At 73.2% G+C, this 12753-nt stretch carries 10 protein-coding genes and 1 riboswitch; of the genes, 7 read left to right on the top strand and 3 right to left on the bottom strand.

Going from position 1 to position 12753, the window contains the following annotated elements; translation table 11 throughout:
- Window positions 1-18 precede the first annotated feature (18 nt).
- Window positions 19-227, bottom strand: a riboswitch (cobalamin riboswitch).
- Window positions 228-366: 139 nt separating this feature from the next.
- Window positions 367-2526, top strand: coding sequence for a M10 family metallopeptidase (locus tag D9598_RS09440; RefSeq protein ID WP_198366229.1), 2160 nt, complete (start codon window positions 367-369; stop codon window positions 2524-2526).
- Window positions 2527-2654: 128 nt separating this feature from the next.
- Window positions 2655-2813, top strand: coding sequence for an aa3-type cytochrome c oxidase subunit IV (locus tag D9598_RS09435; protein WP_198366228.1), 159 nt, complete (start codon window positions 2655-2657; stop codon window positions 2811-2813).
- 115 nt (window positions 2814-2928) lie between these two features.
- Here the strand turns inward: D9598_RS09435 and ndk are convergent, their stop codons facing one another.
- On the bottom strand, window positions 2929-3351 hold the full coding sequence (gene ndk, locus D9598_RS09430) for a nucleoside-diphosphate kinase (protein WP_198366227.1): 423 nt from the start codon (window positions 3349-3351) through the stop codon (window positions 2929-2931).
- Window positions 3352-3512: 161 nt separating this feature from the next.
- Here ndk and D9598_RS09425 point away from each other — a divergent pair, with 161 nt between their 5' ends.
- Window positions 3513-4559, top strand: a complete 1047-nt coding sequence (locus D9598_RS09425; protein WP_198366226.1) for an AI-2E family transporter — start codon at window positions 3513-3515, stop codon at window positions 4557-4559.
- A gap of 7 nt (window positions 4560-4566) precedes the next feature.
- Here the strand turns inward: D9598_RS09425 and D9598_RS09420 are convergent, their stop codons facing one another.
- Together D9598_RS09420 and nhaA are read right to left on the bottom strand one after the other, a co-directional pair.
- Window positions 4567-5259 carry an SDR family NAD(P)-dependent oxidoreductase gene (locus tag D9598_RS09420; RefSeq protein WP_198366225.1) on the bottom strand — a complete coding sequence of 231 codons (693 nt, stop codon included), beginning with the start codon at window positions 5257-5259 and terminating at the stop codon, window positions 4567-4569.
- A gap of 125 nt (window positions 5260-5384) precedes the next feature.
- On the bottom strand, window positions 5385-6590 hold the full coding sequence (nhaA, locus tag D9598_RS09415) for a Na+/H+ antiporter NhaA (protein WP_198366224.1): 1206 nt from the start codon (window positions 6588-6590) through the stop codon (window positions 5385-5387).
- A 231-nt stretch (window positions 6591-6821) separates the two neighbouring features.
- Between nhaA and D9598_RS09410 the strand changes: the two genes are divergently transcribed.
- From D9598_RS09410 to D9598_RS09395, 4 genes are all read left to right on the top strand, one after another.
- A complete protein-coding gene (locus tag D9598_RS09410) occupies window positions 6822-8297 on the top strand; it encodes an amidase (RefSeq protein WP_198366223.1) in 1476 nt (491 codons plus the stop codon).
- A 92-nt stretch (window positions 8298-8389) separates the two neighbouring features.
- Window positions 8390-9625 (top strand): MFS transporter, encoded by a 1236-nt coding sequence (locus D9598_RS09405; protein ID WP_198366222.1) that lies wholly within the window; start codon window positions 8390-8392, stop codon window positions 9623-9625.
- 154 nt (window positions 9626-9779) lie between these two features.
- Entirely contained in the window at window positions 9780-11684 is a 1905-nt protein-coding gene (locus D9598_RS09400; RefSeq protein WP_198366221.1) for a M10 family metallopeptidase, read from the top strand.
- Window positions 11681-12736, top strand: a complete 1056-nt coding sequence (locus D9598_RS09395; RefSeq protein WP_198366220.1) for a glycosyltransferase — start codon at window positions 11681-11683, stop codon at window positions 12734-12736. Before D9598_RS09400 ends, D9598_RS09395 begins: the two co-directional genes overlap by 4 nt.
- Window positions 12737-12753 lie beyond the last annotated feature (17 nt).

Genomic DNA, 12753 nt, shown 5'->3' with positions numbered 1-12753 from the left:
CCGGACAACCCCGCCCGGCTGGTGGTCACACGTGCCGGCAGGTCTCCTGACTGGCGGGTCAATGCCCGATCCCGCCTTCCCGGGCGGCCTCCCTTCGGACGCGTCCCAGTGGCCTGCCGGGATCCGGCTCACCGCCTACAGTTGCGGGGGCAGTCCCGTTTCATGGCGCGCGGCCATGGCGGGTTCCCTGTTAGGTCCTCTCGGACACCGACGCGGCACCGGTAATGGAAGGCCGCCGGGCTGGCAAGACAAAAGCCCGGCCGCCGCCGCGGAGCGCCCATGCCGCGGCCCAGCTTGCAACCGGAGCGTGCCCGGCCCTAGCTTCGCGCCCGTAATGTAAGATTCTGCCAGGAGTGACGGCGGTCCATGTGTGAGAAATGCGGCAGCCTCCTGGCCTGCCTTGCCGCCCCGCCGGCGGGCGACACCGCCACCACGGCCCTCGCCGGTACGCGGGAGGCCCAGGAGGCCCCGGTGCGGATGGCCACCGCCTCCGGCAACGCGGCGGTGGATGCCCTGATCTCCGGCCCCGCCTGGGGCGGCCCGGTGCGCTTCGGATTCCCGCAATCCGCCGGTGCCTATGGCGGCGGCTCCAGCGAGGCGCTCACCGGCTTCCTGCCGGTCTCCTCGGCGCAGCAGGCCGTGGCGCGCGCCGCGCTGGTCGGCACCGCCTCGGGCGAGACCGCGCTGCTGCACGCCTTCCCGGTCACCGGCTTCACCCTGCTGCAGGTCAGCGAGGCGGCCGCCAGCCAGGCCGAGATCCGCTTCGCCCAGTCCTCGCAGCCCCCCACCGCCTGGGCCTATTCCCCGGGCAGCAGCGACAAGGCGGGGGATGTCTGGTTCGGCGACCGCTACGACTACCGCCATCCGGCGCTCGGCGATTACGCCTACGAATCCCTGCTGCACGAGCTGGGCCACGCGCTCGGCCTCAAGCATCCGCACGAGGCCACCGGCATCACCGGACAGGCGATGGAGACCGCCTGGGACAACAGCGAATTCACGGTGATGAGCTACCGCAGCCATTCCGGCGGCGCGCTCGGCCAGCTCACCGCCGGGCCGTGGGACCTGCCGCAGACCTACATGATGCTCGACATCGCCGCGCTGCAGACGCTCTACGGCGCCGATTACGGCCTGCGGGACGGCGACACGCGCTACAGCTGGAACCCCGCGACCGGCGAGATGTCGATCGACGACGCGGCGCAGGGCCGGCCGGGGGCGAATCGCGTCTTCATGACCGTCTGGGACGGCGGCGGCAACGACACCTACGATCTCTCCGGCTATGCCGGCGGCGTGGTGGTGGACCTCGCCCCGGGCGGCGCCTCCATCACCTCCGAGGCGCAGCGGGCCTGGCTCGACCAGGAGCACGGCATCCGCGCCAGCGGCACGGTCTACAACGCGCTGCTGCACGAGGGCGACACGCGCTCGCTGATCGAGAACGCCATCGGCGGCGCCGGCAACGACCGGATCTCCGGCAACCAGGCCGCCAATACCCTGCGCGGCGGCGCCGGCGACGACCATCTGCTCGGCCTCGCCGGCGCCGACAGGCTGTTCGGGGAGGCGGGCGACGACATCCTCGAGGGCGGCGCCGGGAACGATCTGCTGGATGGCGGCGCCGGCTTCGACATCGGCGTCTTCGATGCCGCCTTCCTGCCCGGCAGGGCGCGCGAGGCGGCCGTCTCGGCCATTCCGGGCGGCTGGACGGTGGCGATCAGCGCGGTCTCGGGCGGCCGGCGCGGCACGGTGGAGACCGACACCGCCCGGGCGCTGGAGGAACTCCGCTTCACCGACGGCAGCATCCGCCTCGACGGCGACGCGCTGCTGGACCCGGTCTGGTATGCCCGCCACTACGCCGATGTCTACCGGGCCGGCATCGGCGCCGCCTCGCACTACGCCACGCATGGCTGGCAGGAGGGGCGCGACCCCTCCGCCGACTTCAGCACCGCCGCCTATCTCTCCGCCCATCCCGGCGTCGGCGACCCGCTGGCGCACTGGCGCGCGCTCGGCTGGCAGGCCGGGCTGGACGCGCGGGCGGACTTCGACACCGGCACCTACCTCGCCCGCAACGCCGATGTCGCCGCCGCCGGCATCGACCCGCTGGCGCACTGGCTGGCGCATGGCCAGGCCGAGGGCCGCGCCGCCACGCCGGCCATCGGCGCCGCGGTGCGGGACGGCTTCGATGCCGAGTACTACCTGCTGGCCAATCCGGATGTCGGGCGCGCCGGGGCCGATCCGGGGGCGCATTACGCGGCCCATGGCTGGCACGAGGGCCGCGACCCGGATGGCTGGTTCGACACGGCGGGCTATCTGGCGCGCTACGCCGATGTCGCCGCCGCCGGCATCGAGCCGCTGGCGCACTACATCCAGTTCGGCTGGCGCGAGGGGCGCGACCCGTCCGCCCTCTTCGACACGCGCGGCTACCTGGCGGCGAATCCGGACGTCGCGGCGGCCGGCATCAACCCGCTGCAGCATTTCCTGACGGCCGGCGCTCTGGAGGGCCGCGCCGCGGCGGGGGACGGGGTCTGGGCCTGAGCGGGGTTCAGGAGCGCGGCCGGCGGGCGGAAGCCCGGCGGCGCCACCCGGACGGCAGCTTCCCCTTGCCGGCTCGCGGGCCGCTGCCTATTGCTGGGCGCTCAGGCTGGCACGACAGAGGAAACCCCATGGCCGAGGCGACGCAGCAGATCGATTTCGTTCCGGTGAAGGCCGAGGACATCCTGGCCGAGCGCACCCGGGGCTGGGACATGTTCGTCCTGGCCACCAAATGGGGCATCGGCGTCGTGATCGTGATCCTGGTCGGGCTCTGGCTCTTCGCCGGCTGAGGCCGGCGCGCCGGAAGGCGCCGCCCCGGTGGAGACAGGGCGGCGCCCCCCGCACGGGAGGCGCCGCCCTGCGCGTCCGCGCCGCGGCGGCGGGATCGCCCCGCCGCCACGGGGTTCAGCCGACGATCTCGGTACCGGCGAAGAAGAAGGACACCTCGCGCGCGGCGGCTTCGGCGCCGTCCGAGCCATGCACCGAATTCGCCTCGATGCTCTCGGCGAATTCCTTGCGGATGGTGCCCTCGGCCGCGTTGGCCGGGTTGGTCGCGCCCATGATCTCGCGGTTGGCGGCGATCGCGTTCTCGCCCTCCAGCACCTGCACCACCACCGGGCCCGAGGTCATGAAGGAGACCAGGTCCTTGTAGAACGGCCGCGCCTTGTGCTCGGCGTAGAAGGCGCCGGCCTGGGCCTCGGAGAGATGGATGCGCTTCTGCGCGACGATGCGCAGGCCCTTCTCCTCGAACTTGGCGTTGATCCGGCCGGTCAGGTTGCGGCGGGTGGCATCCGGCTTGATGATGGACAGGGTGCGCTCGACGGCCATGGGGTGACTCCCTTTGATGGCGTGCAGATGCGCCGCCCGATAGGCGGCCCGGCGCCGCAAGGCAAGGGGCGATGGCATGACAGCCCCGCACCCCGCCGGGCAACCCCGGCTCCGCCCCAGCTTTAATCGCCCGCCGGCCCGGGAGGGCTTGAGGAGAAACCATGACGCGCCGAACCACCTCGCTGATCGTCCTGGGCGGGCTGCTGCTGCTGCTTCTCTGGCTGGTGCCGGAGGTGCCGCTGCTGATCTTCGCCGCAGCGCTGATCGCCATCTTCCTCCATGCCGGGGCGCAGCTGCTGCGGCGGGTGGTGCCGGTGCTGCCGCACGGGCCCGGCGTGCTGATCTTCATCCTGCTGCTGCTGCTGGTCGGGGCGGGGCTCGGCATGCTTGCGGCCCAGCCCATCGCCGACCAGCTCAACCAGCTCTGGCAGGAGGTGCCGGCGGCCGCGGACCGCCTGGCCGCGACGCTGCGCCGCTACAGCTGGGGGCAGGAGCTGCTCACCCGCCTGCAGCCGGAGAACATGAGCCTGCCCTCCGGCGGCGGCAGTTCCGCCTTCTCGGCGCTGAACACCACCTTCGGCGCCCTGGCCAATATCGTGCTGGTGCTCTTCCTCGGGCTGTACTTCGCCCTCGACCCGGCGCTCTACCGGCGCGGCATCGAGCTGATGGTCACCCCCTCGCTCCGCCCGAAGGCCCGCAGCGTCGCCGAGGAGGCGGCCGTGACGCTGCGCAACTGGCTGGGCGCGCAGATGATCTCGATGGCGGTGGTGGGCGTGCTGACCGGCCTCGGCCTCTGGTTCATCGGCGTGCCGCTGGCCCCGGTGCTGGGGCTGATCGCGGCAGTGCTCGCCTTCATCCCGACGGTCGGGCCGGTGCTGGCGGCGATCCCGGCGGTGCTGCTCGGCTTCGCCGACGGGTTCAGCGGCGTGCTCAGCGTCATCGCCGTCTATCTCGTCGTGCAGTCGGTCGAGAGCTACCTGGTCACGCCCTATGTCCAGAAGACCCATGTCAACCTGCCGGAGGCGGCGACCATCATCGCCCTCTTCGCCTTCGGCCTGCTCTACGGCTTCCTCGGCATGATGCTGGCGACGCCGATGGCGGCGGTGCTGCTGATGCTGGTCCGTCGCCTCTATGTCGAGGACTATCTGGAGCACGAGCCCCCGGAGGAGGCGCCCATCGCCCAGCCGGTGCTGATCCGCCGCCCCTGAGGCCGCCCTACCCGGCCAGCGCCAGCGGCTCCGCCATCGCCACGGTGCCGCTCGGCCCATCCGGCCCCAGCAGGGCATAGCGCCGCGCCAGCTCGGCCGTGGCGCGCAGCCCCGCCGGCCCCGGCAGCGACACCGGCCGGATGCCGTTGACCTTGACGCCCAGCCCCTTCAGCCGGGCCGCCTCGGCCCGCGTCAGGGCCTCCAGCGCCGCCTTGGAGGCCAGGTAGGCGGGCGCCCCGCCGCCCGGCGTGGCCAGCAAGTTGACGACACAGGGTGCTTCGGAACGGGTCAGCAGGGGCAGCATCGCCTCCGTCACCGCCGCCGCGCCGGTGGCGTTGACGGCGAAGCTCCGCTCGAAGCGCTCGCGCGGCAGCAGGTCGTCACGCGCGTCCAGCGCCACCTCGGCGGCATTCACCAGGATGTCCAGCCGGCCGTATTCCCGCCGCACCAGCTCGCGCAGCGCGGCGATCGACCAGTCGTCCGTGACATCGAGATGCACCGGCTCCATCCAGGCCCCCTCCGGCCGCGCCGCCGCCGCGGCGTGGCCGCGCTCGCGGCTGCGGCAGCCGAGCAGGATCTGCACCCCGGCCTGGGCCAGCGCGCTGGCAATGGCCAGGCCAGGGCCGCGATGGGCCCCGGTGACGAGGGCGAGGCGCCTGTCCTGACACGTCCTGTCCTGGCGCGTCCTGTCCTGTCGCATGCGATTCTCGGGCTCCGCTTCCGGCTCCCGCCGCCGGAGCGCGGCGCGGAGGGCCCGCGCCGGCGGGCCGGCTCCCGAGATAGGACCTCAACCCAGGTTGAGGTCAAGGGCACGTCCGGCCGGCTTCAGCCTCCCCGCGTTCCCGGGGCCTTGCCCTCCCGCCGGCTGCCGCGCAGCACCAGATAGCCGGCGGTGCCCGCCACCAGCGAGCCGGCCAGGATGCCGAACTTCACCCGGTCCTGCAGCGCCGGATCCTCGAAGGCCAGCAGGCCGATGAACAGGCTCATGGTGAAGCCGATGCCGCAAAGCAGCGCGGTGCCGAGCATCTGCCCCCAGCTCGCCGCCGCCGGCAGGTCCGCCAGGCGCAGCCGCACCATCAGCACCACGGCGCCGAACACGCCGACCAGCTTGCCCAGCACCAGCCCGCCGGCCACGCCCAGCGTCAGCGGCTCCCAGAGCACGGACAGTTCCACCCCCGCGAAGGAGACGCCGGCATTGGCGAAGCCGAAGATCGGCACGATGACGAAGGCGACCGGCCGCTGCAGCACATGCTCCAGCCGGTGCAGCGGCGAGGCCGCCGGGGCCGCTTCCGGCGTGCCGGGGGTCAGGCGGATCGGGATGGTCAGCGCCAGCAGCACGCCGGCCACCGTGGCGTGCACGCCGGAGCGCAGCACCAGCAGCCAGAGCAGCGCGCCGAGAAGCAGATAGGGCAGAAGCCGCAGCACGCCGGCGCGGTTCATCAGCACCAGGGCCGCCAGCACCGCCGCCGCCCCCAGCAGGTCGGGCAGCGAGACATCGCCGGTGTAGAACAGCGCGATCACCAGCACGGCGCCGAGATCGTCGATGATGGCGAGTGCCGCCAGGAAGACCTTCAGCGAGATCGGCACGCGCGGGCCGAGCAGCGAGAGCACGCCGAGGGCGAAGGCGATGTCCGTCGCGGTCGGGACGGCCCAGCCGTGCAGCGCCTGCGGATCGGCATGGTTGAAGGCCACGTAGATCAGCGCCGGCACCACCATGCCGCCCAGCGCGGCGACGCCCGGCAGGATGCGACGGCTCCAGGTCGAGAGCTGGCCGTCCAGCATCTCGCGCTTGATCTCCAGCCCGACCATCAGGAAGAAGACGGCCATCAGCGCGTCGTTGATCCAGTGCAGCAGGCTGAGCGGCCCGAGATAGCTGTGCAGCGCGGTGAAGTAGGCGCCGGCCAGCGGCGAGTTGGCGGTGGCGATGGCGAGCAAAGCCACCACCATCAGCACCAGCCCGCCCGAGGCCTCGCTATCGAGAAAGCTGCGGAAGGCGGTGTTGATGCGTCCCGTGAAACCGGTCGAAGCCATGCGGAAACGTCCTCCTGGCAGGGTGTTTGTCAGGTCTCCGTTCCGTGCTGATCCCAGGCCGCACGCAGCACACGGCAAGGGAAGAGGAGGGTGTGTACATCTCTCGCCGCGAACAGGCCAGGGGGCGTCCTAGCCTGTTGATTCCCGCGCCTCTTCGCTCTCCCGCCCGATTTCCCCCGGCCGGGTTCCGCTCTAAGCTGCCCGGCGGATGGCAGCAGGGATGGATGCGCGATGACACTGGCGATGAGCTGGGAGGAATGGGCTGGCCAGGACGGGCTCGGCCTGGCGGCGCTGGTGCGCCAGGGGAAGCTGACCCCCGCCGAACTGGCGGCCCAGGCCGCGGCTGGCATCGCCCGCGTCGATCCCGCCCTCTCCGGCGTGGTCGAGGTGTTCGAGGATGCGGTGGCCGACCCGCTGCGGGACGGCACCGACCCCGACGGCCCCTTCGCCGGCCTGCCCTGGCTGATGAAGGATCTCGGCCCGACGGTGAAGGGCCGCCTTCAGGAGATGGGCTCGCGGCTGATGCGCGGCCACCGCGCCACGGCCGATGCCTGGCTGACGCAGAAGATCCGCGCCGCCGGGCTCAACGTCATCGGCCGCACCACCACGCCCGAATTCGGCTGCTGCTCCTCGGCCGAGAACCCGGCCGTCTACGTCACCCGCAACCCCTGGGACACGGGCTTCACCACCAACGGCTCCTCCGCCGGCACGGCGGCCATGGTGGCCGCCGGGGTGCTGCCGCTGAGCCACGCGACCGATGGCGGCGGCTCGATCCGCATCCCGGCCGGGGCCTGCGGCAACCTCGGGCTGAAGGTCTCGCGCGGGGTCTTCTCCATCGCCCCCGGCGCCTCGGATCTCACGGGCCTGGTCTCCATCCAGGGCTGCCAGAGCCGCACGGTGCGCGACACGGCGGCCTTCGTCGATGCCTGCCGCGGCGGCGCGCCCGGCGAGTTCATGCCGTACTGGACGCCGGACGAGGCCTATACGACCCTCATCCGGCGTGACCCGCGGCAGCTGCGCATCGCCCTCTCGCACGAATGGGGCGACTACCGCGCGGCCCCGCATTTCGTCGCCGAGCTGGAGCGCGCGGGGCGGCTGCTGGAGAGCCTCGGCCACCATGTCGAATGGGCGCTGCCGACGATCGACTTCCGCGCCGCCTTCGCCGCGCAGACCGATTGCTACATCAGCAATTTCGCGCAGACGGTGAACAACCTGATCGCGCCGCTGGGCCATGCCCGCCCGCCGGCGGATCTGGTGGAGCCGATGAACATCCGCATCTGGGAGGCCGGACTCGGCTTCTCCTTCACCGAGCGGGCGCGGATGCAGGCGGTCTTCAACGCCACCTCGCGCGGCTTCGGCGCCTTCTTCGAGGACTGGGACATCCTGCTGACCCCGGTGACCGCCCTGCCGACACCCGTGATCGGCACGACGGAGTACCTGACGCTCAGCGACAATCCGGACGTGCGCGACTGGTTCGCCAACCTCTGGCGCAACTTTGCCTATACGCCGCTTTGCAACCTGGCCGGCATTCCCGCCCTCTCCATGCCGCTCGGCTGGCAGGAGAGCGGCCTGCCGCTTGGCATCCAGGCCATCGGCGGCCAGGCGAAGGACGGGCTGCTGCTGCAACTCGCGGCGCAGATCGAGCGCGCTCTCGGGGGCCGGTGGAACGATGGCCGCCGCCCGGCCGTGCATGTGGCGGCGGGATAGGGCGCCGCCCCGCCAGTTCCACCGCAAGCCGCGGAGTGCGGCGCGCCCCGCTCCGCCCCAGTCTGCCGGCTCCTCTCCATGGAGCCGGCCCGATGCCCGAACCCCTGCCCGCCGCCTTCCGCCGTCTCGCCGCCTCCAACCTCGCCGCCCAGGCGGCCGAGCAGGTCGCCCTCGCCGCCGCGCCGCTGCTGGCCGTGCTGGCGCTGGGCGCCGGGGCGGCCGGGGCGGGCTGGCTGCAGGCGGCGCAGACCCTGCCCTTCCTGCTGCTCTCCCTGCCCGCCGGCCTGCTGGCCGACAGCACCTCCCGCCGCCGGCTGATGCTGGGCGCCGAGCTGCTGCGCGCGGCCAGCCTGCTGGGGATCCTGGCCCTGCTGCTCGGCGGCGGGCTGTCCCTGCCCTGGCTGGCGGCGCTGGGCTTCCTCGGCGCCACCGGCACCGTGGCCTACAGCGTCGCCGCGCCGGCCCTGCTGCCGGCGCTGGTCGCGCGCGGGCGTTTGGCCGAGGCCAACCGCTGGCTGGAGCTGGCGCGCAGCACGGCCTTCGCCGCCGGGCCGGCCCTGGGCGGGGCGCTGCTCGGCGGCCTCGGCGGCGCGGCGGCCTTCGCCCTCGCCGCCGGCCTGTCGCTGCTGGCGGCGAGGGCGAAGGCCGGCCTGCCCGACCCCGCCCCTGCCCCCGCCCCGCGCCGCACCGCGCTCGCCGGGCTGCGGGAGGGGGCGGGCTTCGTCCTCGGCCATCCCCTGCTGCGCCCCGTGCTGGTCACGGCGGTGGTCTTCAACACCGCCTGGTTCCTGCTGCTGGCCGTCTATGCCGCCTATGCGGTGGAGCGCCTCGGCCTCTCGGCGGCCGGCACCGGCGTCACGCTGGGCCTCTACGGCGCCGGGATGGTGGCCGGGGCGGCGCTGGCGCCGCCGCTGCTGCGCCGCCTGCCCTTCGGCCGGCTGGTCGCGGTCGGCCCCTGCGCCGGGCTGCTGGCGGCGCTGCTGATGCTGGCGAGCCTCGGCGCGCCGCACGGCGCGCCAGGGGCCGCGCTGGCCGGGGCCAGCCTCTTCCTCTTCGGCGCCGGGCCGATCCTCTGGACCATCGCCACCACCACGTTGCGCCAGGCGGTGACGCCGGACCGGCTGCTCGGCCGCGTCTCGGCGGTGGTGATGACCGCGACCTTCGGGGCCAGGCCGCTGGGCGCGGCGCTCGGGGCCCTGCTCGCGGCGCGCCTCGGCGTCGAGGCCTGCCTGGCCGCCGCCGCCCTGGGCTTCCTGGTCCAGGCCCTGGTCATCGCCGCCTCGCCGGTGCCCCGCCTGACGCGCCTGCCCGCCGCCACCACGGGCTGAGGGGGCAGCCTGACCGCTGCGGGATCAGAAGCGAGTGTATGGTTTCGTATTGCTACTAAAAGTTGAGTCTCCTATCATTTCAGCAATCATTCTTCGATTCCGGAAGTCCGCCCGGCGGGCGCCCGGGCCTGGCCCGTCGTGAAGGACACAGCCCATGACATTCAACCCGCTTGAGGCGCTGGACTGGGGCATCAAGGCGCCGGGAAGCTGGATCACCTACAGCTTCACGGCCGGCGGCCAGCCCGCCTCCGCGGACAATCCGTCGCAGCTGACCGTCGCCTGGAACGACTACGAGAAGGGTCAGGTGCGGCAGGCCCTCGAGACCTTCTCCCGCATCACCAACCTGCGCTTCGGCGAGATCGCGCTGGATGAGGACGGCGAGCCCGAGGCCGAGCCCATGCTGGTGCTCAACCTCCTGGACATGAACGACCCGGCCCTGCTCGGCTCCTGCGGGCCGCTGGGGCGGCCGGAGCCGGCGCAGGCGCGGTTCAACGTCGGGGGCGACAGCTGGTCGCGCGGGCCCGGCGGCGACCTCGATGCCGGCGGCGACGGCTTCCAGACGCTGATCCACGAGTTCGGCCACGGGCTGGGCCTGTCCCACCCGCACGACACCGGCCTGAACGGCGATTCCCCGATCTTTCCCGGCGTCGTCGATCCCTTCGGCCGGCGCGGCTATGGCGAGCACGCGCTGAACCAGGGCGTCTGGACCATGATGTCCTACGTCGCCGGCTGGCCGACAGGGCCCGACGGCACCTCGGGGACCAGCGCCTGGGGCGAGGCGATGGCGCCGATGGCCTTCGACATCGCCGTGCTGCAGGCGAAGTACGGCGCCAACCTCGCCTGGGCCACGGGCGACGATGTCTACGAACTGGCCGACGCGGATGGCCCCGGCACCGGCTATGCCGCGATCTGGGATGCCGGCGGGGTGGACACGATCCGCTACGGCGGCGCGCGCGACGCCGTGATCGACCTCAACGCGGCCACGCTGCTCTGGGCGCCGGGCGGCGCCGGCCAGGTCTCCTATGTCGCGGGCGTCCATGGCGGCCTGACCATCGCCCATGGCGTCGTCATCGAGAACGCGGCGGGCGGCGCGGGCGACGACATCCTGCGCGGCAACGCGGCGGACAACATCCTCGCCGGCGGTCTGGGCGACGACGTGCTGGAGGGCGGCGCCGGGCGCGACACCGCCGCCTACGGCGTCACCCTCGCCGCGCAGAGCCTGGCCTGGGGGATGGAGGGCGGCGCCCATGTCCTGGCCGGCGCGGAGGGGCGGGACGTGCTGCGCGGCATCGAGGTCTTCGCCTTCGCCGACGGCAGCCTGGCCCTCGACGACGGCACGATCCTGGTCGATGACCTGCTCTACGCCATCGCCAATCCCGATGTCTGGGCGGCGGGGCTGGATGCCGAGGCGCATTACGGCGCCGCCGGCTGGCGCGAGGGGCGCGACCCCAACCTCCTCTTCTCGACGCGCGGCTACCTGGCGGCCAATCCGGATGTCGACGCCGCCGGCGTGAACCCGCTGGAGCACTACGCCGAGCAGGGCTGGCGCGAGGGCCGCGCCACGGGGCCGCAGTTCGACGGCGCCCTCTATCTCGCGCGCAACGCCGATGTGCGGGCGGCCGGGGTGAACCCGCTGGAGCACTACCTCGCCCATGGCGCGGCCGAGGGGCGGGCGATCTTCGCCGCCGTCGGCGCCGACATCGAGGCGGGCTTCGACGCCACCTTCTACCTCCTCGCCAATCCGGACGTGGCGGCCGCCGGCATGGCGGCGCGGGCGCACTGGCAGGGCTTCGGCGCGCGGGAGGGGCGCGACCCGAACGGCTGGTTCGACACCGGCGCCTATCTCGCGGCGAATGCGGATGTGGCGCTGGCCGGCCTCGACCCCCTGGCCCATTACCACGACTGGGGCTGGCGCGAGGGCCGCGCCGCCGGGCCGCGCTTCGACACGGCGGCCTATCTGGCGGCCCATGCCGATGTCGCCGCGGCCGGCATCGACCCGCTGCAGCACTTCCTCGCCTTCGGCATCCATGAGGGGCGCGACGCCCCGCCGGTCGCATGAGGCCGCCGCCCGGCCCCGGTCACGCCCCCGGCCCCGCCCGCTTCATCGCCCGCTCGGGGGGCCGGTCCCGGCCGCTGCGCTGCCTGCACACGGACCCGGACGGGCTCTCGATCGTCATGTTCCACGAGGGCGCCTTCCTGCAGTGGCCCGGCCTGCTGCGCAGCGGCCTGCTCGACAGCCGCACGCATCTTCTCTTCACCTTCTCCTGGAACCAGGGCGCCGGGCAGTTGCGGACCCTGCGCGGGCGGCTGGAGCAGGCGGTGGCCGGGGCGGGGGCCGATCCCGCCCTGGCGCGCGACCAGGTCACGCTGCTGATGAATTCCGAGCGGGAGGTCGCCGATGCGCGCGCCGCCTTCCCGGGCTTCCGCGTCCTGCATTTCAACAACGCCGCCCTGCTGGACGAGGAGAGCATCCGCATCCTGCCCACGCCGCGGCTCTACCGCGCCGTGCTCAACAGCAAGCCACTGGCCTTCAAGCGACATCACCTGTCGCGCCTGGTCGGCGGCACGCTCTTCATCACCTATGACGTGAACGAGCCGGACCACGGCCGCACCGCCCGCGTCGTCCTGGAGGATTGCGGGCCGGCCGGAAGCGTCCGCAACCAGCCGCCGGAGCGGGTGGTGGCGTTGCTGAACAGCAGCGAGGTGGGGCTGATCCTCTCCGCCGCGGAGGGCGCCTGCTACGCCTCGCTGGAGTATCTCCTCTGCGGCCTGCCGGTGGTCAGCACCCCCTCCCTCGGCGGGCGCGACGCCTTCTACGACGCGGCCAACGCGATCATCGTCGAGCCGAAGGCGGAGGCGGTGCGCGACGGGGTGGCGCTGGCGCTGCGCCGGCTGCGCGAGGGGGAGATGGACCGCGAGGCGATCCGCCAGGAGGCGGTGGCGCGGATGGCCGGCTTCCGCCGCGTCCTCGCCGGCGAGGTGGCGCGCATCCTGGAGGGGCATGGCCGGCGGGTGCCGGACGGCATGGCCTGGCTGACCGACCTGCTGCGCCGGGACAGCAAGCTGCGCGAGCACCGCAATTTCTGGGTGCAGGAGGTCGAGGCGGCCTGACGCCCGGCGGGATCCGT

The sequence above is a fragment of the Roseomonas sp. KE0001 genome (assembly GCF_016107285.1).
Classification (GTDB): domain Bacteria; phylum Pseudomonadota; class Alphaproteobacteria; order Acetobacterales; family Acetobacteraceae; genus Pseudoroseomonas.
This window is presented reverse-complemented; position numbering and strand designations above follow the sequence as displayed.

Bases quoted from the DNA above. Each gene is read 5' to 3' on its own strand.
- D9598_RS09420 (WP_198366225.1), bottom strand. From the start codon at position 5,259: ATGCGACAGGACAGGACGCGCCAGGACAGGACGTGTCAGGACAGGCGC.
- D9598_RS09405 (WP_198366222.1), top strand. From the start codon at position 8,390: ATGCCCGAACCCCTGCCCGCCGCCTTCCGCCGTCTCGCCGCCTCCAAC.
- nhaA (WP_198366224.1), bottom strand. From the start codon at position 6,590: ATGGCTTCGACCGGTTTCACGGGACGCATCAACACCGCCTTCCGCAGC.
- D9598_RS09425 (WP_198366226.1), top strand. From the start codon at position 3,513: ATGACGCGCCGAACCACCTCGCTGATCGTCCTGGGCGGGCTGCTGCTG.
- D9598_RS09440 (WP_198366229.1), top strand. From the start codon at position 367: ATGTGTGAGAAATGCGGCAGCCTCCTGGCCTGCCTTGCCGCCCCGCCG.
- D9598_RS09395 (WP_198366220.1), top strand. From the start codon at position 11,681: ATGAGGCCGCCGCCCGGCCCCGGTCACGCCCCCGGCCCCGCCCGCTTC.
- D9598_RS09410 (WP_198366223.1), top strand. From the start codon at position 6,822: ATGACACTGGCGATGAGCTGGGAGGAATGGGCTGGCCAGGACGGGCTC.
- D9598_RS09400 (WP_198366221.1), top strand. From the start codon at position 9,780: ATGACATTCAACCCGCTTGAGGCGCTGGACTGGGGCATCAAGGCGCCG.
- ndk (WP_198366227.1), bottom strand. From the start codon at position 3,351: ATGGCCGTCGAGCGCACCCTGTCCATCATCAAGCCGGATGCCACCCGC.
- D9598_RS09435 (WP_198366228.1), top strand. From the start codon at position 2,655: ATGGCCGAGGCGACGCAGCAGATCGATTTCGTTCCGGTGAAGGCCGAG.